The sequence below is a fragment of the Salipiger sp. ABF4_146 genome (genome assembly GCF_056161345.1).
The window spans coordinates 89,566-110,883 of record NZ_JBSWYX010000010.1 but is presented as its reverse complement, the minus strand read 5'-3'; the positions used below and the strand labels follow the sequence as shown (position 1 = coordinate 110,883).

18 protein-coding genes are annotated in these 21,318 nt (G+C 64.7%); 10 read left to right on the top strand and 8 right to left on the bottom strand.

What is annotated here, in order from left to right:
* Positions 1-4: 4 nt before the first annotated feature.
* A complete protein-coding gene (locus ACXAJT_RS15565) occupies positions 5-517 on the top strand; it encodes a hypothetical protein (RefSeq protein ID WP_475236669.1) in 513 nt (170 codons plus the stop codon).
* A gap of 98 nt (positions 518-615) precedes the next feature.
* On the opposite strand, the gene trpS is transcribed toward ACXAJT_RS15565, so the two are convergent.
* The 3 genes from trpS to ACXAJT_RS15550 form a co-directional block, all read right to left on the bottom strand.
* Positions 616-1,668, bottom strand: coding sequence for a tryptophan--tRNA ligase (gene trpS / locus ACXAJT_RS15560; protein WP_475236667.1), 1,053 nt, complete (start codon positions 1,666-1,668; stop codon positions 616-618).
* Between the two features lie 196 nt (positions 1,669-1,864).
* Complete coding sequence (pyrF, locus tag ACXAJT_RS15555; RefSeq protein ID WP_475236666.1) at positions 1,865-2,596, bottom strand: orotidine-5'-phosphate decarboxylase; 732 nt, start codon at positions 2,594-2,596, stop codon at positions 1,865-1,867.
* 94 nt (positions 2,597-2,690) lie between these two features.
* Positions 2,691-4,904 carry a transglycosylase domain-containing protein gene (locus ACXAJT_RS15550; protein WP_475236664.1) on the bottom strand — a complete coding sequence of 738 codons (2,214 nt, stop codon included), beginning with the start codon at positions 4,902-4,904 and terminating at the stop codon, positions 2,691-2,693.
* A 275-nt stretch (positions 4,905-5,179) separates the two neighbouring features.
* On the opposite strand from ACXAJT_RS15550, the gene ACXAJT_RS15545 reads away from it, so the two are divergent.
* Positions 5,180-5,518 carry a P-II family nitrogen regulator gene (locus ACXAJT_RS15545; RefSeq protein ID WP_066103691.1) on the top strand — a complete coding sequence of 113 codons (339 nt, stop codon included), beginning with the start codon at positions 5,180-5,182 and terminating at the stop codon, positions 5,516-5,518.
* 36 nt (positions 5,519-5,554) lie between these two features.
* A complete protein-coding gene (locus tag ACXAJT_RS15540) occupies positions 5,555-6,892 on the top strand; it encodes an ammonium transporter (RefSeq protein ID WP_475236663.1) in 1,338 nt (445 codons plus the stop codon).
* A 175-nt stretch (positions 6,893-7,067) separates the two neighbouring features.
* Here ACXAJT_RS15540 and ACXAJT_RS15535 read toward each other — a convergent pair whose 3' ends face one another.
* From ACXAJT_RS15535 to ACXAJT_RS15515, 5 genes are all read right to left on the bottom strand, one after another.
* Positions 7,068-8,399 carry an NAD(P)/FAD-dependent oxidoreductase gene (locus tag ACXAJT_RS15535; RefSeq protein ID WP_475236661.1) on the bottom strand — a complete coding sequence of 444 codons (1,332 nt, stop codon included), beginning with the start codon at positions 8,397-8,399 and terminating at the stop codon, positions 7,068-7,070.
* 9 nt (positions 8,400-8,408) lie between these two features.
* On the bottom strand, positions 8,409-9,227 hold the full coding sequence (locus ACXAJT_RS15530) for an ABC transporter permease (RefSeq protein WP_475236659.1): 819 nt from the start codon (positions 9,225-9,227) through the stop codon (positions 8,409-8,411).
* A 70-nt stretch (positions 9,228-9,297) separates the two neighbouring features.
* A complete protein-coding gene (locus ACXAJT_RS15525) occupies positions 9,298-10,188 on the bottom strand; it encodes an ABC transporter permease subunit (protein WP_475236658.1) in 891 nt (296 codons plus the stop codon).
* 3 nt (positions 10,189-10,191) lie between these two features.
* Positions 10,192-11,313: an ABC transporter ATP-binding protein gene (locus ACXAJT_RS15520; protein WP_475236656.1), complete on the bottom strand. Its 1,122-nt coding sequence runs from the start codon at positions 11,311-11,313 to the stop codon at positions 10,192-10,194.
* Positions 11,314-11,380: 67 nt separating this feature from the next.
* Positions 11,381-12,466, bottom strand: coding sequence for a polyamine ABC transporter substrate-binding protein (locus ACXAJT_RS15515; protein ID WP_475236655.1), 1,086 nt, complete (start codon positions 12,464-12,466; stop codon positions 11,381-11,383).
* A gap of 152 nt (positions 12,467-12,618) precedes the next feature.
* Between ACXAJT_RS15515 and ACXAJT_RS15510 the strand changes: the two genes are divergently transcribed.
* From ACXAJT_RS15510 to ACXAJT_RS15480, 7 genes are all read left to right on the top strand, one after another.
* Positions 12,619-13,272 carry a GntR family transcriptional regulator gene (locus ACXAJT_RS15510; RefSeq protein ID WP_475236652.1) on the top strand — a complete coding sequence of 218 codons (654 nt, stop codon included), beginning with the start codon at positions 12,619-12,621 and terminating at the stop codon, positions 13,270-13,272.
* Between the two features lie 73 nt (positions 13,273-13,345).
* Positions 13,346-14,746 carry an aspartate aminotransferase family protein gene (locus ACXAJT_RS15505; RefSeq protein WP_475236650.1) on the top strand — a complete coding sequence of 467 codons (1,401 nt, stop codon included), beginning with the start codon at positions 13,346-13,348 and terminating at the stop codon, positions 14,744-14,746.
* Between the two features lie 223 nt (positions 14,747-14,969).
* Positions 14,970-15,554 carry an ANTAR domain-containing response regulator gene (locus tag ACXAJT_RS15500; protein WP_475236648.1) on the top strand — a complete coding sequence of 195 codons (585 nt, stop codon included), beginning with the start codon at positions 14,970-14,972 and terminating at the stop codon, positions 15,552-15,554.
* Complete coding sequence (locus tag ACXAJT_RS15495; RefSeq protein WP_475236646.1) at positions 15,551-16,726, top strand: CmpA/NrtA family ABC transporter substrate-binding protein; 1,176 nt, start codon at positions 15,551-15,553, stop codon at positions 16,724-16,726. Before ACXAJT_RS15500 ends, ACXAJT_RS15495 begins: the two co-directional genes overlap by 4 nt.
* A gap of 277 nt (positions 16,727-17,003) precedes the next feature.
* Positions 17,004-18,365, top strand: coding sequence for a CmpA/NrtA family ABC transporter substrate-binding protein (locus ACXAJT_RS15490; protein ID WP_475236645.1), 1,362 nt, complete (start codon positions 17,004-17,006; stop codon positions 18,363-18,365).
* Positions 18,366-18,507: 142 nt separating this feature from the next.
* Positions 18,508-19,590, top strand: coding sequence for an ABC transporter permease (locus tag ACXAJT_RS15485; protein ID WP_475236641.1), 1,083 nt, complete (start codon positions 18,508-18,510; stop codon positions 19,588-19,590).
* 42 nt (positions 19,591-19,632) lie between these two features.
* Positions 19,633-21,315, top strand: a complete 1,683-nt coding sequence (locus ACXAJT_RS15480) for an ABC transporter ATP-binding protein (RefSeq protein ID WP_475236638.1) — start codon at positions 19,633-19,635, stop codon at positions 21,313-21,315.
* Positions 21,316-21,318 lie beyond the last annotated feature (3 nt).

Sequence of the window (21,318 nt, the reverse complement as noted above, 5' to 3'; positions counted from 1 at the left end):
GCAAATGTCCACTCGCTTCCTGACCACCACCACCGCCGCACTTTCCATGGTCGTTGCCGGCGCCATCGGCGCGCAGGCAGAGAATGAGGCCAGCGTCACCGACCAAGCGGCGCAAGCAGTCGATGCGATCGGAGACACCGCATACGCTATCGGCGAAACCGCGACCGACACCGCCCAAGCTGGCGTCGAGGCCGTGGGTGCCGACGAGATCTACAGCGACGCCGCCGACGTTTCGGCGCAGCTTGACGCCGCGATCACCAATGATGCGACGATCCGCTCGAGCGATGGTGAAATCCTCGGCACCGTCGAGAAGTCCGAGATGGATCGCGGCCTCGTGGTCATCGACCTTGACGGCGAGATGGAAGGTGCCGACGAGCGCGCCATCGAGAACGCCGCCGTGCGCGCCGCGCGCCTGTCGCTGAACGCCGATCAAGAGCTGCAGCTCGACATGACCAAAGCGCAATTTGCCGCAGCGCTAAACGACGCCATGAAAGTGCGCGTGAACGACGAGGGCTAATTCAGCCCCATGGCGTTAAGGCCCCTAGGGGCCGTTCAACCCCTGCCCCCCGCGCCCATGGCGCGCGGGGCTTTTTTGCACGGTGCGGTCCCGAAGACTCAGAGCCGGAACAGTCCCAGCGCGTCCATGACGTCGCGTTTCGTTGCCTCGGTGACCTCGCGCGCCACCTGCGTGCCTTCGGCGATGATGCGATGCACCTGCGCCGGGTCCGCCGCGACTTCGGCCCGGCGCGCCCGGATCGGCGCCAGCAGCGCCTGCAGGATGTCCTCAAGCCTGCGCTTCAGAACCGTGTCACCCAGCCCGCCGCGTCGGTAATGATCCTTTAGGTCGGCCACTTCGGATTTCGCCTCGTCGAAGGCATCGAGATAGGCGAAGACCACGTTGCCCTCGACCTTGCCCGGATCCGCCACGCGCAGATGATCGGGGTCGGTGAACATCGCCCGCACCGCATGGCTGATCTCGTCCTCGGTGGCCGAAAGGGGGATGGCATTGCCGCCCGACTTGCTCATCTTGGCGCGGCCATCGATACCCGGCAGACGTCCCGCCTCAGGGATCAGCGCCTGCGCCTCGGGCAGCACCTCACACCCGGCCACGGTGTTCACCCGGCGCACCACTTCGTTGCACTGTTCGATCAGCGGCGCCTGATCCTCCCCCACTGGCACCACCGTCGCCTTGAAGGCGGTGATGTCGGCGGCCTGCGCGGCAGGATAGCACAGGAAGCCTGCGGGAATGTCTCGGCCAAAGCCGCGGGCGCGGATCTCGTCCTTGATCGTCGGGTTCCGTTCCAGCCGCGCGACGGTGACGAAATTCAGATACAGCATCGACAGCTCGGCCAGCGCCGGCAGGTGCGATTGCAGGCAGATGGTGGTCTTTGCCGGATCGATACCCACCGCAAGATAGTCGCAGGCCACCTCCAGCACGTTGCGCCGCACCTTGCCGATGTCATGCGCATTGTCGGTGAGCGCCTGCGTGTCGGCCAGCAGCAGGTATTGCCGGTGGCTGTCCTGCAACGCCAGCCGGTTCTTCAGCGAGCCTGCGTAATGGCCGATGTGCAGCGGGCCGGTGGTGCGGTCGCCGGTGAGGATGACCGGCTTGGCCGTGGTGGTGGCGGCAGCGGCGGTTTCGGGTCGGGTCAGGGTGGTTTGGTCCATGGGAACTCCGTGTCTGGTCAGGGAGGTCGCCACATGGGGGTCTTGATGGGGTGTCTGCATCAAAAAGGCCGCCCGATGCGGCGGCCTGTTTGCAATGCATGATGTGTCCGGCCGCCTATGTCAGGCGGGCCACCAGAGGTTTGCGAGGGGCATCGGACGTGTCATGCCGATTGAGTAGTCCCGCGCGCTTTTGAGATCAACCCTTGTTCGACCGCTGCGCCTGCGGCGAGGCAAGCTCTGCGTTGATCGCCATTGCGGCGTCGCGCGGCGACGGGGCGCGCCAGACCGGGCGGCCCACCACGATGTGGTCGGCCCCGGCGGCAATGGCGCTGGCCGGGGTGGCGATGCGCTTCTGGTCGTCATCGGCGGCACCGGCGGGGCGCACACCGGGGGTAACGATAAGCCGGCCCTCTGCCTCGGGCAGCGCGCGAATGCGGGCGGCTTCCATCGGCGAAGCGATGATCCCGTCGGCCCCGGCCTCGAAGGCGCGCGCCGCGCGCTCGACCACAAGATCCGCCACATCACCCTGCTGCATCAGCCCGTCGTCGAGATCACCCCGGTCGAGCGAGGTAAGGATGGTCACCGCGAGAATTTTCAGGTTCGAGCCCGCCGCGCCCTCTTTCGCTGCGCGCACCACGTGCGGATCGCCGTGCACGGTAAGGAAGTCGAGATCGAACTGCGCGATGCCGCGCACCGCGTTTTCGACCGTCTGGCCGATGTCAAAGAACTTCATGTCGAGGAAGATGCGCTTGCCGTGCTCTTGCTTGAGCTCGTTGGCCAGCGCCAGCCCGCCGCCGGTCAGCATGCCGAGGCCGATCTTGTAGAAGGATGCGGCATCGCCGATGCCTTCGGCGATTTTCAGCCCCTCGAGGGCGTTGGGCACATCGAGGGCTACGATCAGGCGGTCGTCGGACACGGCTGCGGACATGAGGGCGGCTCCTGTTTCGGGATTTCGCCTCTCATGTCCGCCTCTGCGCGTCAGGTCAAGCCTCGCTCAAAAGCCTGCAGGGCTATTCCGCCCCTCAGCCGCCGCCCAGCAGATCGCGGATCACCTGCTGGATGATATTGTCACGGCGCTGGCGCTCGGGCTGGGGCCGCTGCTGCACCTGCGGCTGCGCCGGTTCCGGTTCGGCCGGGGCGATCGCCGGAAGCGACTTGGGCTCGCTGCCCTCGGTGACCCGCAGCATGGTCTCTTTCCAGATCTCCGCCGGCAGACCACCGCCGGTGACCCCGGTCAGCGGCGAGTTGTCGTCATTGCCCATCCAGACGCCGACCACATAGTCCGAGGTGAAACCGATAAACCACGCATCGCGGGCATCGTTGGAGGTGCCGGTCTTGCCCGCTACCTGCCGGTCGGGCAGTTGCGCGCGCCGCCCGGTGCCTTCGGAGACCACATGCTCCATCATCCACACAAGCTGGCCCGCCGCTTCGGATTGGATCACCCGTTCGCGGATACCGCCGCCGGTGCCCATCAGCACCTCATCCTCGCCCTTCAGGCGCAGATCGACGAGGCCGTAGGGCGTCACCGCCGAGCCGCCGTTGAGAATGCCCGCATAGGCGCCGGTCATTTCCAGCAGCGAGGCCTCGGAGGTGCCGAGCGCCATGGCCGGGCCGTCGTTCAGCTCGGACTTGATGCCGAAGTCGGTGGCGACCTTGTGCACCAGATCGCGGCCCACCGCCTCGGAGATCTTCACCGCCGGGATATTCAGCGAATGCGCCAGCGCGGTGGTGAGGGTGACGCGGCCCTTATAGTTCTTGGAATAGTTCTGCGGGCACCATTCGCCCGAGCCCGGCACATTCATGCAGAAGGGCTCGTCAATCACCGTATCATAGGGCGAGTATCCCAGTTCCAGCGCGGTGGCATAGACGAAGGGCTTGAACGCCGAGCCGGTCTGCCGCTTGGCCTGCGTGGCGCGGTTGAACACCCCCGACACGCCGGTCTTGCGGCCACCGACCATGGCGCGCACCGCGCCGTCTGCCGACATGACGACAATCGCCGCCTGCGCCTTGGAACCTTCCTTCACCTTGCTCTCGTAGACCGAGTTCATCGCGTCCTCGGCTGCCTGCTGCAGCTTGGGATCGAGCGTGGTGCGGATTACCACGTCTTCCATCGTGTCGCGGGTGAAATACTCGGGGCCGGTCGACATCACCCAGTCGGCGAAATAGCCGCCGGTCTTGCGCTGCGCCTCTTCCGACAGGGTCGCGGGGCTGGCCTGCGCCTCCTGCTGTTCCGCGACGCTCAGATAGCCCTGATCCTCCATCAGCCGCAGCACGGTCGCCGCGCGCGCCTGCGAGCGCTCCAGGTCGTTGGTCGGCGCAAGCGACGAGGGCGCTGTCAGCAGGCCCGCCAGCATCGCCGATTCCTGCGGGTTCAGCGTGGCCGCGTTCTTGCCGAAGTAGCGCTCTGCAGCGGCCTCGGCGCCATATGCGCCGCCCCCCATGTAGGCGCGATTGAGGTAGATCGAGAGGATTTCGTCTTTGGTGTACTTCAGCTCCATCGCCATGGCGTAGAGCGCTTCCTTGCCCTTGCGCATGAGCGAGGACTCGCGACAGTCGGCGACGTAATCGGCCTCGGTCTCCCACACGTCAGAGTCATAATTGACGCCGATGCACAGCAACTTGGCGGTCTGCTGGGTGATCGTCGAGCCGCCATGCCCCGACAACGGGCCGCGCCCTTCCGAGAGGTTGATGCGGATGGCGCTGGCGATGCCGCGGGGCGAGACGCCGAAGTGCTTGTAGAACCGCTTGTCCTCGGTCGCGATCACCGCGTTTTTGAGATGCTTGGACACGCTGGTCGCGGTCACCGCACCGCCAAACTGATCCCCGCGCCACGCGAAGATGTCGTTGTTGCGGTCGATCAGCGTCACCGAACCGCGCGCCCGCCCGTCGAGAAGCTCGTTCACCGGCGGCAGCTTGGTATAGAAAAAGCCCACGCCAAGCGCGAGCATAAGCGCAACGACCGCCGTCACGCGCCACGTGATCCGCCAGATCAGGCGCAGGACCCACGAGAAGACCCCAAGCACGAATGCCACCAGAAAATTCCTCTTCTTCGCCGGTTTGCGGGCAGGCTTGCGCGGCGTCTTGCGTGGGCGGGACGGGCCGCCTCCGCCTGATCCTTTACCCGCACCGCCGCCAGACGCCTTGCGGGCCTGCGGCTTCGTCGTGGATTTCTGGCTTGCCTTGGGATAGCGGCGATCGGCCACCAAACGGCCCTTGCCACGCCCTGAATCACTCATTTCGCTCTGCCCGGCCTGTCGTTTGTTTTGGCGCAGGATAACGGGTTTGAGGCGCGATGTTGACCGCCAAACGGTCACATATTTGTCTTTTTAAACCACCTAATTTTTAATCAATTGCAGATCTTCCGCCCATTTTATGATCTCCTTTGGCGCAGGTCCGGGCCAATACAAGGGGGTTTCCCTTTCCATGTCGGACCGGCAGCGGCTTTCTGCCCATGCACAAACGAGGAGAGGCGGAGTGTCCCGACATTCCGCAAGAACCGAAAGGGACCAAGGTGAAACTGATCATTGCAACGATCAAGCCGTTCAAGCTCGAGGAGGTGCGCGAGGCGCTCACCGCCATCGGCGTGCGCGGCATGATGGTCACGGAAATCAAAGGCTTCGGCTCGCAGTCCGGTCATACCGAAATCTATCGCGGCGCCGAATACGCGGTGAACTTCGTTCCGAAGATCAAGCTCGAGATCGTGGTCGCCGGCTCGATGGCCGATCAGGTCGTCGAGACGATCACCAGCACCGCCCAGACCGGCAAGATCGGTGACGGCAAGATTTTCGTGCTCGACGTCCAGCAAGCCGTGCGCGTGCGGACCGGCGAGACCAACGCGGACGCGCTCTGAGCCAGCCGCGGAACGACAGATAGGGACAAACTAGACATGAAACTTCTCAAGACGCTCGCTCCGGTCGCCGCGCTGATTGCGCTGCCGAGCCTGGGCCTTGCTCAGGACGAAGGCCCCGTGGCCGGGGTCAACGCCTCGACCGACTCGGTGTTCATCTTCAACTCGCTGCTGTTCCTCGTGGGCGGCTTCCTGGTGTTCTTCATGGCCGCTGGCTTCGCCATGCTCGAAGCGGGCCTCGTGCGCTCCAAGAACGTCACCATGCAGTTGATGAAGAACGTCTCGCTCTTCTCGCTGGCCTCGATCTTCTACTACCTGATTGGCTACAACCTGATGTACCCGCTGGGCACTTGGTCGGTTGAAGGCGTGCTGTCGGGCGTTTGGGGCCCCGGTGTCCTCGAAGCCGTTGGCGTGACCGCCGACGCGGCTGACGATTACGGCTATGCCTCCACCGGCTCGGACTTCTTCTTCCAGCTGATGTTCTGTGCCGCCACCGCCTCGATCGTGTCGGGCGCCCTGGCCGAGCGTATCAAGCTGTGGCCGTTCCTGATCTTCGTCGTGCTGCTCACCGGCGTCATCTACCCGCTGCAGGCGTCCTGGAAATGGGGCGGCGGTTTCCTTGACGAAGCTGGCTTCCTCGACTTCGCCGGTTCGACCGTCGTGCACTCGGTGGGTGGCTGGGCCGCTCTGGCAGGCGCCATCGTCCTTGGTCCGCGTATCGGCAAGTACAAAGACGGCCGCGTGACCCCGTTCCCGGGTTCGAACCTCGCGCTTGCAACCCTCGGCATGTTCATCCTTTGGCTCGGTTGGTTCGGCTTCAACGGCGGCTCGCAGCTGGCGATGGGCACCGTGGGCGACGTGGCTGACGTGAGCCGCATCTTCTCCAACACCAACGCAGCAGCAGCTGGTGGTGCCGTGGCGGCGATGATCGTGACCCAGCTTCTGTACAAGAAGCCCGACCTCACCATGGTGCTGAACGGCGCGCTGGCCGGCCTCGTGTCGATCACCGCAGAGCCGCTCACCCCGACGCTGGGTTCGGCCACCATCATCGGCATGATCGGCGGCATCCTCGTGGTCTTCGCTGTGCCGTTCCTCGACAAGCTGAAGATCGACGACGTGGTCGGCGCCATCCCGGTGCACCTTGTCTGCGGCATCTGGGGCACCATCGCGGTGGCCTTCACCAACGGTGACGCCTCCTTCGGCACCCAGATCTACGGCATCGTCGTGGTCGGCATCTTCACCTTCGTGGTCTCGCTGGTGCTCTGGTTCATCCTCAAGATGATCTTCGGCATCCGCGTCTCGGAAGAAGACGAGATCAACGGTCTCGACATGGCCGAGCTGGGCATGGAAGCCTACCCGGAATTCTCCAAAGGCTGATTTCCTCCTTCCTTTCAGCTTTTGACCGACTGGCCCGGGCGTTCGCGCCCGGGTTTTTTTATGCCGGATCAGCGGTGCCGCGGGCGCAGCGATTCACGGGAAACACAAAGGGCGCGCCAACGGCACGCCCTTTGTGTCTCTGGATCACGCTCCGCCTCGGCGGTCGCCTGCTGCGCTAGAGATCGAACACCGCCGCGCCCATGTAGGCGGGTGCCAACAGCGCCCGGCGCATGCCGCCCAGCGGAAACCGCTTTGGCGGCGTCTGCAGCAGCTCTGGATAGGCCGCACGCGGCGCCCTGCCCTGCACCAGATCGGCCAGCAACAAACCCGAATGCGTGCCCATGGCGACGCCGTTGCCATGGAACCCAAGCCCGGCAAACAGCCCCGGCATCTCGGGCACTGGCCCGACGAAGGGCGTGAGATTTGCCATCAGGCACACCAGCCCGGCCCATTCGTGGCTGATCGTCACATTGCGCCACGCTGGGAACATCTGGATGAACTCACGCCGGATCTTCTTGCTGATGGCACGCTGCGCGCGCGGCGTCGCCGTCAGGCCACCACGCATCCCGAAGAGAAAGCGGTTGTCGGGCATCAGGCGGAAATAGTGCAGCAACTGGCGCGTATCGTAAGCCATCTGATGCGAGGTCCAGCCCGCCGCGGCGCGCTGCATCTCGCTGAGCGGCTCGGTGACCAAGACACTCGATTGCACAGGGAGATAGCGCGCGCGCAGCCAGTCCGGCACGTCCTCGGACGAATAGCCATTGGTGGCAAGGATCACCCGCTCGGCGGTGAGCACGGTCTGCGGTGTGGTCAGCTGCCACGTGCCGCTGTCGCAGCGCAGCGCGGTCACCGGAGTTTCGGCAAACAGCGCCGCACCCGACGCGCTGGCCGCACGGCCAAGGCCAGCGTGGTACTTGCGCGGATTGAGGGCAAACCCCAGCGGCACCTCGAGCGCACCGTGGAAAGGGCCGGCGAGACCTTCGCCCGCCAGCGCCTCGGGCTCAAGCAGCCGCCCCTCGACACCGTAAAGATGCGGCAACGTCTCGGCCTCGGCGCGCAGCGCCGTGAAGGCGCGCGGCGTGTGGGCAAGCATCGTCTCGCCCTTTGAATGGATGTCGACGTCGATCCCATGCTCGGCGATCAGTCCGGCGGCGGTGTCGATGGCCGCCCTTTCCGTCTGGCACCACGCCTTCAACCCGTCCTCGCCATAGCGCTTGCGCAACAGCCCATGCGGCGCCTTCGCCCCGCCCAGACAGCAGAAGCCGCCATTGCGCCCCGAAGCGCCATAGCCCGGATGCTCGGCCTCCAGCACCGCCACCTCGACACCGTCCTGCGCCAGATGCAGCGCCGCACTGAGCCCGGTGAAGCCGCCGCCGATCACCACAACCTCAAAGTGGCGCGGCGCGGCGAGCGCCTGCCAGTCACCGGCGTCCACGCCGCGCAGGGTGTCGGCCCAGAAACAGGCGCCCTGCGGCCCATAGGCCGCAGCTTCATAGATGCGTTTCATCGCTCGTCCTCAGTCGGTACGGATCGCCGCCTGCTCGTCCCGCCGCTGCGCCACCGCCGCCCGCTTCGACAAAATCGAAGCGGTGATCACGCCGATGGTCACGATGGCGATCATGATGGTCGACAGCGCGTTGATCTGCGGGCTGACGCCGAGGCGCACCGCCGAGAAAATCTTGATCGGCAGGGTGGTGGCCGAGGGGCCGGTGGTGAAGCTGGCGATCACCAGATCGTCGAGCGACAGGGTGAAGGCCAGCAGCCAGCCCGAAATCACCGCCGGCGCGATGATCGGCAGGGTGACCAGCCGGAACGCCTCGAAGGGTGAGCAACCAAGGTCCAGCGCCGCCTCTTCCAGCGAGCGATCGAAAGTGGTCAGCCGCGAGGAGACCACCACCGAGACGTAACACATGGAGAAGGTGGTGTGCGCCAGTACGATGGTGAACACGCCGCGGTCGAGGTTGATGCCGATGAACAGCAGCAGCAGCGACAGACCGGTGATCACCTCTGGCATCACTAGCGGCGCGTAGATCATCCCCGAGAACAGCGTGCGCCCGTGGAAGCGCCCGGCACGGACCAGCACGTAGGCCGCCATGGTGCCGAGGATGGTGGCCAGCGTCGACGAGAACACCGCCACCTTCACCGTCACCCAAGCGGCATCGAGAAAGGCCTGATCGCGCAGGAGCTCGCCGTACCATTTGGTCGAGAAGCCCGCCCAGACGGTGACCAGACGGCTTTCGTTGAAGCTGTAGAAGACCAGCAGCACCATCGGCAGATAGAGAAAGGCAAAGCCCAGCGTCAGCGAGACCGTGTTGAACCAGCTGAAGCGTCTCATGCCCGGCCTCCGGCTTTGTGGCCGGCGGCAGCGCCGGTGCGTATTTGGAAAGAGAAGAAGGGGGCGGCGCTCATCCTTCGGCCTCCCGCTGCTTCTGCTCGTTGCGCTGGAAGAGCACGATGGGGATGATCAGGATCAGCAGCAGCACCACGGCGACCGCCGAGGCGACGGGCCAGTCGCGGTTGGAGAAGAACTCTTCCCACAGCACCTTGCCGATCATCAGTGTGTCGGACCCGCCGAGCAGCGAGGGAATGACGAACTCGCCGATGGTGGGAATGAAGACGAGAAAGCAGCCCGCGATGATGCCATTGCGCGACAGTGGCCATGTGACCAGCCAGAACGCTGCCAGCCGCGAGCAGCCAAGGTCCTCGGCAGCCTCGAGCAGAGCGCCATCGAGCTTCTCCAGCGCCGAGTAGATCGGCAGGATCATGAACGGCAGATAGGTGTAGACCACGCCGATGTAGACAGCGGTGGTGGTGTTCATGATCTGCAGCGGCTCGTCAATTACACCGAGCCACATGAGCACCTGATTCAGCACGCCTTCGTTCGACAGGATCCCCATCCACGAGTAGACTCGGATCAGGAAGGAGGTCCAGAACGGCAAGATCACCAGCATCAGCAACGTCGGGCGCCATTCCTGAGGGGCGCGGGCCATGGCATAGGCCACCGGGTAGCCGACGAGCAGCGTCAGAAAGGTCGAGACCGCGGCGATCTTCAGCGAACTGAGATAGGCCTTCCAGTAGAGATCATCCGTGGTCAGGAAGACGAAATTCTCGAAATCGAGCGCGGAGAAGAAGCTCTTCAGCCCCTCCCATCCGGCGGAAAGATCGAGCTGCGGCATATACGGCGGGCGGGCCAGCGCAATATCCGACAGCGAGATCTTCAGCACGATGATGAAGGGCACCAGAAACAGCGCCAGCAGCCACAGGTAGGGGATCGCGATGAGGACGAAGCGGCGCATGGCTTACTCCTCGAGCACGACACCGGCGGTGTCGGTGAAGCCGACCCAGACCTCGTCTTCCCAAGTGATCGGGCGATTGGCGAGGCGACGCGCGTTGACCATCTGCGCCTTGATCATCTGACCGCCCGCAAGCTCGACGTGGTAGGTCGAGATATTGCCGAGATAGGCTATGTCGATGACCTTGCCGCGAAAGGTGTTGGGCCGGTCGGGCTTTTCGACGTCGATGGTCACTTTCTCGGGGCGGATGGCGAAATGCACGCTCTGCCCGGCCTGCAGGCTCTTGGGCGGCGTGGCGAGGATCGGCGGCTGGCCTTCGGCCCAAGCGATGCCGGTCTTTTCCCCGGGCTGGGTGGCGCGGCCCTCGATGATGTTCACGTCGCCGATGAAGTCGGCCACATAGACCGAGTTCGGCGCCTCGTAGATCTCGGCGGGCGTGGCGACCTGAACCAGATTGCCCTCGTCCATCACCGCGATGCGCGAGGCGACGGTCATCGCTTCTTCCTGATCGTGGGTGACGATGACGAAGGTGGTGCCGGTCTTTTCCTGAATGTCCATCAGTTCGAACTGGGTCTGCTCGCGCAGTTTTTTGTCGAGCGCGCCGAGCGGTTCGTCGAGCAGCAGCAGCTTCGGTGCCTTGGCGAGCGACCGGGCGAGGGCCACGCGCTGGCGCTGGCCGCCGGAGATTTGGTGCGGCTTGCGCTTGGCGAATTTGCTCAGCCGGGTGAGGCGCAGCATCTCTTCGACGCGGTCGCCGATGAAATTCTTGTCCTTGCTCTCGCGCTTCAGGCCAAAGGCGATGTTGTCCCAGATCGACAGATGCGGGAACAGCGCGTAGCTCTGGAACATCATGTTCACCGGGCGCTGGTTGGGCGGCACATGGCCGATGTCGCGCCCCGACAGAAAGATATGGCCCGAGGTCACGCTCTCGAACCCCGCCAGCATCCGCATCATCGTGGTCTTGCCGCAGCCCGATGGGCCGAGCAGCGCGAAGAACTCGCGTTCATAGATGTTCAGCGACAGATCATGGATCGCTGTGAAATCGCCAAAGCTTTTGGTGACGTTGCGAAACTCGATGATCGGCTTCTGCTCCGGGTCGGTCCAGGGCTCGAATGCGGTCTGCGCCATGCGGGAAGGTCCTGTCATGAAAAATGGCCCGCCCCGCGCGTCGCGGGGCGGGCCGGTCGGCTCGGGCTCAGGCGCCCGATTTCACCTTGGTCCACAGGCGCGTCACGGTGCGCTGCAGCCGCGGGTCATACGGCGAGAAGGTGTAGAGATTCTCGAGCGTCGCCGCGTCGGGGTAGATCGCAGTATCGTCGATCACGTCCTCGACCAGAAACTCCTGCGACGCCTCGTTGCCGTTGGCGTAGTAGACGTAGTTCGACGCCATCGCCATGTTCTCGGCGTCCATGATGAAGTTCAGGAAGGTGTGCGCCGCGTCGGGGTTCGGCGCGTCGACCGGGATGGCCATCTGGTCGAACCACATCAGCGCGCCTTCCTTCGGGGCGTGATAGGCCACTTCGACGCCATTGTCGGCCTCGGCAGCGCGATCGCGCGCCTGCAGCACGTCACCGGACCAGCCGAAGGCCACGCAGATGTCGCCGTTGGCCAGCGCGTTGATGTACTCGGACGAATGGAACTTGGTGATGTAGGGGCGCACCGCCATCAGGACCTCTTCGGTCTTGGCGATCACGTCGGCGTCTTTGGAATCGGGGTCCTCGCCGATGAACTTCAGCGCCGCCGGGATCACCTCGGTCGGCGCGTCGAGGAAGTAGACGCCGCACTCGGCGAGCTTTTCCATGTTCTCGGGGTTGAAGATCAGCTCGAGGCTGTCAACCGGGGCGTCCTCGCCCAGCACTTCCTGCACCTTGCCGACGTTCACGCCAAGCCCGGTGGTGCCCCACATGTAGTTGATCGAGTACTCGTTGCCCGGATCGTACTGTGCGGTACGCTCGGCGATCGTGTCCCACATGTTGTCGAGGTTCGGCAGCTTCGACTTGTCGAGCTTCTGGAACGCGCCGGCGGCGATCTGGCGCTGCAGGAAGCTGCCGGTCGGCACCACCACGTCGTAGCCCGAACCGCCTGCGAGCATCTTGGTTTCCAGCACTTCGTTGCTGTCGAAGACGTCGTAGATCAGGTCGATGCCGGTCTCTTCCTCGAATTTCTCGAGCAGTGACTCGTCAATGTAGTCCGACCAGTTGTAGACGCGGACTTCGTCGGCGTGGGCTGCGGCGGCAACCAGCGCGAGACCCGCGGTGAAACTCAGCAGTGATGTCTTCATAATTCGCTCCCGTTGGATTTGGGGTCTTTTCCGCCCCATCTCCCGAATTTGATCAAACGTTGCCTCTTTTGGCAACTGGTGGAATGTTTTCATGAGCGAATTAACCGTGCAAGATGACGTCGCGGCGCAAATGATCAAAAGAAGGGCATGTGATGAATGTAAGGGCAGAAGGTGCCGGGCCGCCGGCGCATGAGCTGGTTTATCGGCAACTGCGGGAGATGATCCTCTTCGGCGAACTGGCACCGGGGCAGGCGGTGACGATCCAAGGACTGGTGGACCGGCTCGGCGCTGGCATGACCCCGGTGCGCGAGGCCCTGCGCCGCATGACCGCCGCTGGCGCGCTGGCTTTTCAGGGCAACCGACGCATCGTTGTGCCGGTGCTCGACGCCACCGCGGTGGAGCAGTTGCTGATCGCGCGCGTCGCGCTGGAGCCGCAGTTGGCAAGGCGCGCCGCTGTGCGCAGCACCCCCGAAGCCCTTGCTGCCCTACGCCAGACCGATGCGCGACTCGATCAGGCGATCGCCCGCGGCGACGTGCGCGGCTACCTTGAAGAGAATCACCGGTTCCATGCCGAGTTGAACGCGCTGGCCGAGGCGCCGATCCTTACCGAGATGGTCGAAGGCCTGTGGCTGCGGTTCGGTCCATCACTGCGGGTGGTCTGTGGCTTGTTCGGCACGCGCAACCTGCCCGACCTGCACAAAGACCTGCTGGCGGCACTGGAAGCCGGCGATGCCGAGGCCGCCGCCGCCGCAATGGAAGGCGACGTGGTGCAGGGGATGACGCAGATCCGCGAAGGGCTGTCCTGAGTCGATTGACGCCGAACAATTTGATCATATTATAGGCGGCAAGTTTCCGTATAGCGCAGAGAGGTCTTTGCCGATGGCCCTGATCAACGTCAACACGCCCACCGAAGAGCTGCAGGCTCTGGACGCGGCGCACCACATGCACCCGTTCACCACCGGCTCCGACCTTGCCCGCAAGGGCGCGCGGGTGATCACCCGCGCCGAAGGCTGCTGGCTGACCGACAGCGAAGGCGAGCGCATCCTCGACGGCATGGCCGGTCTGTGGTGCGTCAACGCAGGCTACGGCCGCAAGGAACTGGCCGCCGTCGCCGCGCGCCAGATGGAAGAACTGCCCTATTACAACACCTTCTTCCAGACCACGCATGTGCCGGTCATCCAGCTTTCGGCCAAGATCGCCGAGCTGGCGCCGGGCGATCTGAACACTGTCTTCTACGCCTCCTCGGGCTCGGAAGCGAATGACACCAACCTACGCCTCGTGCGCACCTACTGGGCCGAGAAGGGCCAGCCCGAGCGCGACGTCATCATCTCGCGCTGGAACGCCTATCACGGCTCGTCGGTGGGCTCGGGCTCGCTGGGCGGGATGAAGGGCATGCACATGCAGGGCGGTCTGCCGATCCCCGGCATCGAGCACATCGACCAGCCCGACTGGTGGTCCGAAGGCGGCGACATGAGCCCCGAAGAGTTCGGCCTCGAACGCGCGCGCCAGTTGGAAGCGAAGATCGAGGAGATCGGCCCGCACCGCATCGCCGCATTCATCGCGGAGCCGATCCAAGGGGCCGGCGGCGTGATCATCCCGCCCGAGACCTATTGGCCGGAAATCACCCGCATCGTGAAGAAATACGGCATCCTGCTGATCGCCGACGAGGTGATCTGCGGCTTCGGGCGCACCGGCAACTGGTTCGGCTCGCAGACCATGGGCATCGAGCCCGACATCATGACCATCGCCAAGGGCCTGTCATCGGGCTACCAGCCGATCGGCGGCTCGATCCTGTCGGACGAAGTGGCCAGCGTCATCGCCAAGACCGAGTTCAACCACGGCTACACCTACTCCGGCCACCCGGTGGCCAGCGCCGTGGCGCTAGAGAACCTGCGCATCCTCGAAGAGGAAAAGATCGTCGAGCAGGTGCGCGACGTCACCGGCCCTTATCTCAAGGCGAAATTCGAGAGCCTGACCGAACACCCGCTGGTCGGCGAGGCAAAGATTGCCGGCATGATGGGTTCGATCGCGCTGACCCCGGACAAGGCCAGCCGCGCGCCCTTTGCCGCCGACGCCGGGACCGCCGGCTTCATCACCCGCGAGCGCTGCTTTGCGAACAACCTGGTGATGCGGCACGTCGGCGACCGGATGATCATCTCGCCGCCGCTGGTCATCTCGAAAGAAGAAATCGACGTGCTGATCGCGCGGGCGTGGAAGGCGCTGGACGAGGCACACGCCGAGCTGAAGGCGCAGGGTCTGATGCAGGCCGGCACGCGCTGAACCGGCAAGAGGGAGGGGGCGCTGCCCCCTCGCCCTTCGGGCTCACCCCCGGGATATTTCTGTCTAGACGAAGGCCGGAGCGCGGATTTGCCTCCGGCCTTTTCGCGCGCGATTGGCCGGGCGCGCCAATCTTTGCCTAGAAAATGTACTTATGCTGTTTTTTTGACCCGACCCACACAGGGCGCCGCTTTACAAGCGCACGGCTGCATGGCCGATAGAGGACATGTCCAGCCAGCTTTCCATCGCCATCGTCGAGACCGACCGAGAGCGCGCCCTGCTGATCGCGCAAAGCCTGCGCGATGCCGGCGAGTTCGAGATCCACACCGTGTCTGAAATCACCGGCCTTGCCCGGCGCATCCAGACGCTGAACCCCGATGTGGTGCTGATCGATCTTGAAAGCCCCTCGCGCGACACGCTTGAGGAACTGGCGCTGGCCTCGGGGCCGCTGGAGCGACCGGTGGCAATGTTCGTCGACCGCTCTGGCGACGGGCTGACCGACGCGGCGATCGAGGCCGGGGTGTCGGCCTATGTGGTCGACGGCCTGAAGGCGCAGCGGGTGAAACCGGTGCTGGATGCGGCCATCGCGCGCTTTCGCATGTTCCAGCGCATGCGCACCGAACTGGCCGAAACAAAGCGCGCGCTGGAAGAGCGCAAGGTGATCGACCGCGCAAAGGGCATGCTGATGAAGGCCCGTGGCGTCGGCGAGGACGAGGCCTACGCGCTGCTGCGCAAGGCCGCGATGGATCAGGGCAAGCGCGTCGCCGACGTGGCGCAGGCGCTGGTGACGGCGGCGGGGCTGCTGGGATGAAAAGCACCACACTGTCCGTCGGGTTTATCCCGCTCACCGATGCTGCGCCGCTGATCATCGCGCAGGAGATGGGCTATGCCGCCGAGGAGAGCATCGCGCTCGACCTCAAGCGCGCGCCCTCGTGGTCGAGCCTGCGCGACATGCTCAGCTTTGGCCGGGTGGATGCGGCGCATATGCTCGCGCCGGTGCCCGTGGCGGCGGCGCTGGGGCTGGGCGGCGCGGGCACGGCGCTGTCGGCGGTGTCGGTGCTGTCGATGAACGGCAACGTCATCGGGGTCAGCAATGCGCTGGCCGAACGGATGCGCGCGCAGGGGCACGCGTTCGGCTTCGACAACGCGCGCACGGCGGGCGAGGCGCTGATTGCCGCCAAGGGCGAGACCCTGCGCATCGGCGTGCCCTTCCCGTTTTCGATGCATGCCGAGCTTTTGTACTACTGGCTTTCGGCCCTTGGCCTGTCGGTGCCCGAGGCGCTGCAGGTGCGCACCGTGCCGCCGCCGCTGATGGCGGACGCGATGGAGGCAGGAGAAATCGATGCCTTCTGCGTCGGCGAGCCGTGGGGCAGCATCGCTGTCGAGAACGGCGTCGGCACGCTGTTGCTGCCCGGCGCGGCGATCTGGTCCTTCGCACCGGAAAAGGTGCTGGCGGTGCGCGCCGATTGGGCCGAGACCGAGCAATCACTTCTGGGCCGGCTGATCCGCGCCACATGGCGGGCCGGGCGCTGGCTGGCCGAGCCCGACTCGCGCTCGCTGGCCGCCGAGATCCTCAGCCGTCCGCACTACCTCGGTGTTCCCGCCGAGGTGCTAGACCGGGCGCTGACCGGTCGCATGGTGATCTCGGCGCAGGGTGAGGAACGCGAGGTGACGCGGATGCTGGAGTTTCATGTCGGCGCTGCAAGTTTCCCGTGGCGCAGCCAAGCGGAATGGATCGGGCGGCAACTGGCGGCGCGCGCCGGGCTCGATCCCGATGCTGCGGGACAGGCCGCCCGCGCCACCTTCCGCTCGGATCTGCACCGCATCGCGCTTGAAGGCACCAGCGCCGATCTGCCCGGCGCCTCGTCGAAACTCGAAGGCGCGCTGGCCTCGACGATTCCCGTCGCCTCGGAGGCCGGACGCTTGTTTCTGGGACCGGACCAGTTTTTCGATGGCCGGATTTTTGAGCCACGCGACAGCTGACGCCATTTTTTTGCGCATCAGGGCGGACCTGCAGCGTCTATCGCGCAAATCTGCGCCCGATATCGCGAATTTTCTTTGATCGAGCACTGCGACTGAGGCAAACAATCTTCCGTGGTCAGGCAATGGCGCCCGACCGGAAGATTTCTCCCAACGCCTGGGATCCATGAGCAAAGCCGCTCGACCTCTGTGATGACCATCACGGTGTGTCAGCGGCTTTTCTGTATTTGGTCCGGGCGCCTCCTCGCACCGGACCCACCAACAAGGGACGGAACGACGAATGAAAAAGCTTCTTATCGCTCTCGCCACCTCTACCGCGCTTATCTCCCCGGCGCTGGCGCAAGACCTCGAAAAAGACGAGCTGACCTTCGGCTTCATCAAGCTGACCGACATGGCGCCGCTGGCGGTGGCCTATGAGCAGGGCTATTTCCTCGACGAGGGCCTGTTCGTGACCCTCGAGGCGCAGGCCAACTGGAAGGTGCTGCTTGACGGTGTCATCGGCGGCCAACTCGACGGCGCGCATATGCTCGCGGGCCAGCCGCTCGCCGCCACCATCGGCTATGGCACCGAGGCACATATCATCACCCCCTTCTCGATGGACCTGAACGGCAACGGCATCACCGTCAGCAACGAGGTCTGGGACATGATGAAGCCGAACATCCCCGAGAACGCCGACGGCCTGCCGCAGCACCCGATCAGCGCCGAGGCGCTGGTGCCCGTGGTCGAGCAGTTCAACGCCGAAGGTAAACCGTTCAACATGGGCATGGTCTTCCCCGTCTCCACCCACAACTACGAGCTGCGCTACTGGCTCGCCGCGGGTGGCCTGAACCCCGGCTTCTACAGCCCCGAGAACATCTCGGGCCAGATCAGCGCCGACGTGATGCTTTCGGTCACCCCGCCGCCACAGATGCCCGCCACGCTCGAGGCCGGCACCATCTCTGGCTACTGCGTCGGTGAGCCGTGGAACCAGCAGGCCGTGTTCAAGGGCATCGGCGTGCCGGTGATCACCGATTACGAGCTGTGGAAGAACAACCCCGAGAAGGTCTTTGGCATCACCGCCGAGTTCGCCGAGGAAAACCCCAACACCACCAAGGCCGTGGTCAAGGCGCTGATCCGTGCCGCCATGTGGCTCGACGAGAACGATAACGCCAACCGCATGGAAGCGGTCGAGATCCTCAGCCAGCCGGAATACGTGGGCGCCGATGCTGAGGTGATCGCAAACTCGATGACCGGCACCTTCGAATACGAAAAGGGCGACGTGCGCGACGTGCCCGACTTCAACGTCTTCTTCCGCCACAATGCCACCTATCCCTACTATTCGGACGCGGTGTGGTACCTCACGCAGATGCGCCGCTGGGGCCAGATCGCCGAGGCCCAGCCCGACAGCTGGTACGACGAGGTCGCCAAGTCGGTCTACAAGCCCGACATCTACCTCGAAGCCGCCCGCGCGCTGGTCGACGAAGGCCTCGCCAATGAAGCCGACTTCCCCTGGGACAGCGACGGCTACAAGGCGCCGACCCCCGCCGAGGACATCATCGACGGCATCGCATACGACGGCAAAACCCCGAATGCCTACCTCGACAGCCTGCCGATCGGCCTGAAGGGCGACCAGAAAGTGGTCGGCAACGAAGTTCAGGGCTGACCTCTTCAGCCACGACTGAGGCCGGGCGGCGCTCCCTCCAACGCCCGGCCTTCTTCCGACACACCGCCAAGACCCTCACCCTCTTCCTCCTCCCGATGCGCGCCGCCCCCTCCCGCGCCATCCAGATCAAGGACCGGACCCGATGACCACCGTCGACCCCGATTTCGCCCGAGACGCCGAGCGCGAGGCGCGCCGGGCGCGTCTGTTCACCCGCATCAACAAGGCCGATGCATGGTTCAAGGTCCTTGGCCTTGCGTGGATCACCCCGATGCTGAAGGCCGCCGCGGGCGATAACCCCAAGGCGCAGATGAAAGACGTTTGGCGCCTGCTGGGCGTGCCGCTGATGGCCATCGCCGCCTTCCTCGTGCTCTGGGGCACGCTGGCACCGCAGGTGCAAACCTCGCTCGGCGCGGTGCCCGGCCCGGCGCAGGTCTGGGACGAGGCGGTGAACCTGCACCATGACGCGCAGGCCAAGGCCGTCAAACAGGCCAAATTCGAGGCCATGGTCGACAAGCGCAATGAGAAGCTGATCGCCGCGGGCAAGGCCGATCAGGTCAAGAACGTCGCCTACACCGGCGCGCCGAGCTACTACCAGCAGATCTGGACCTCGATCAAAACCGTGTTCTTTGGCTTCCTGATCGCCTCTGCCGTGGCCATTCCGCTGGGCATCTGCGCGGGCCTGTCGCCCACCGCAAACGCCGCGATCAACCCGCTGGTGCAGATCTTCAAGCCGGTCTCGCCGCTGGCATGGCTGCCGATCGTGACCATGGTGGTCTCTGCCGCCTATGCCACCAACGACGGCATGTTCTCAAAATCCTTCCTGATCTCGGCGATCACCGTGACGCTCTGCTCGCTCTGGCCGACGCTGATCAACACCGCGCTTGGCGTCGCCTCGATCGACAAGGATCTGGTGAACGTCTCGAAGGTGCTCAAGATGAACACCTACACCAAGATCACCAAGCTGGTGCTGCCCTCGGCCCTGCCGCTGATCTTCACCGGCCTGCGCCTGTCGCTCGGGGTTGGCTGGATGGTGCTGATCGCCGCCGAGATGCTCGCGCAGAACCCCGGCCTCGGAAAGTTCGTCTGGGATGAGTTCCAGAACGGTTCGTCCTCCTCGCTGGCCAAGATCATGGTCGCGGTGTTCACCATCGGGATCATCGGCTTCCTGCTCGACCGCGTGATGTACGCCCTGCAGTCCCTCTTCACCTTCTCGAACAACCGCTGAGCGGCGCCGCAGCAGCGACCCCATAGCGCGAAAGGACATGCGATGAGCATCCTAGAGTTCCAGAACGTCTCGAAAAGCTTCGGCGAGGGCACCCACGCGACCCACGTGCTGAAGGACATCAACCTCACCGTCGAAGAAGGCGAGTTTCTCGTGATCCTCGGCTTTTCGGGCACCGGCAAGACCACGCTGATCAACCTGATGGCCGGGCTCGAAAAGCCCACCAAGGGCCGCGTCACCTTCAAGGGGTTCGACATCGAGGGCCCCGGCCCCGAGCGCGGCGTGATCTTCCAGAGCTACTCGCTGATGCCGTGGCTGACGGTCGAGGGCAACGTGCGCCTCGCGCTCGACGCGGTCTTCCCCGAGATGACCAAGACCGAGAAGTCCAAGAAGACCGCCCATTACATCAAGATGGTCGGCCTGAGCCACGCCACTCACCGTCGCCCCGCCGAACTGTCGGGGGGCATGCGCCAGCGGGTCAACGTCGCCCGGGCGCTGGCCATGTCACCCGAGATGCTGCTGCTCGACGAGCCGCTATCGGCGCTCGACGCGCTGACCCGCGCCAACCTCGCCGATGAGATCGAGGCGATCTGGGAGCAGGACAAGAAGACCTGCGTGCTGATCACCAATGATGTCGATGAGGCGATCACCCTCGCCGACCGGATCATCGCGCTGAACCCCGATGGCACGCTCGGCGCCGAATTCCGCGTCAACATCCCCCGCCCGCGCGAACGCAGCGAAATGAACCACCACGAGGGGTTCAAGAAGCTGCGCGCCGAGGTCACCGGCTACCTGATGGATGTCGGCATCAAGGGCAAGGTCGAAGGCTCACGCATCCTGCCAAACGTCACCCCGATCCACGCCGTGCCCGCCGCCGTGCAGCAGGCGCAGGAAGGGCTGATCGAAGAGCGTTTTCTCGACTTCTCGCAGCTCCACAAAATCTACCCCACGCCGAAGGGTCCGCTCACGGTGGTCGAGGACTTCAACCTCAAGATCAACCGCGGCGAGTTCATCTCGCTGATCGGCCACTCGGGCTGCGGCAAGTCCACCGTGCTGACCATGGCGGCAGGGCTCAACGGCATCTCCAAGGGCGCGATCAAGCTTGATGGCCGCCATGTGGAGGGTGCCGATCCCGAGCGCGCCGTGGTGTTCCAGTCGCCCAACCTCTTCCCATGGCTCACCGCCCGCGAGAACTGCGCCATCGGGGTCGACAAGGTCTATCCCAAGGCGTCGCAGGCCGAGCGTCAGGACGTGGTGGAATACTACCTCGAGCGGGTCGGTCTGGCCGATGCCATGGACCGCGGCGCCGCCGATATGTCCAACGGTATGAAGCAGCGCGTCGGCATCGCCCGCGCCTTCGCCCTCTCGCCCAAGCTGCTGCTGCTCGACGAGCCCTTCGGCATGCTCGACAGTCTCACCCGCTGGGAGCTTCAGGAGGTTCTCATGGAGGTCTGGAGCCGCACCAAGGTCACCGCGATCTGCGTCACCCATGATGTCGACGAGGCCATCCTGCTCGCCGACCGCGTGGTGATGATGACCAACGGCCCGCAGGCCACCATCGGCAAGATCACCGACGTGAACCTGCCCCGCCCGCGCACCCGCAAGGCGCTGCTCGAACACCCCGATTACTACGCCTACCGCCAGGAAGTGCTCGATTTCCTCGAAGAATACGAGCACGGCGCCAAGCCGAAACCCAAACCGGCCCCCAAGGCCATCGCAGCGGAGTGACTG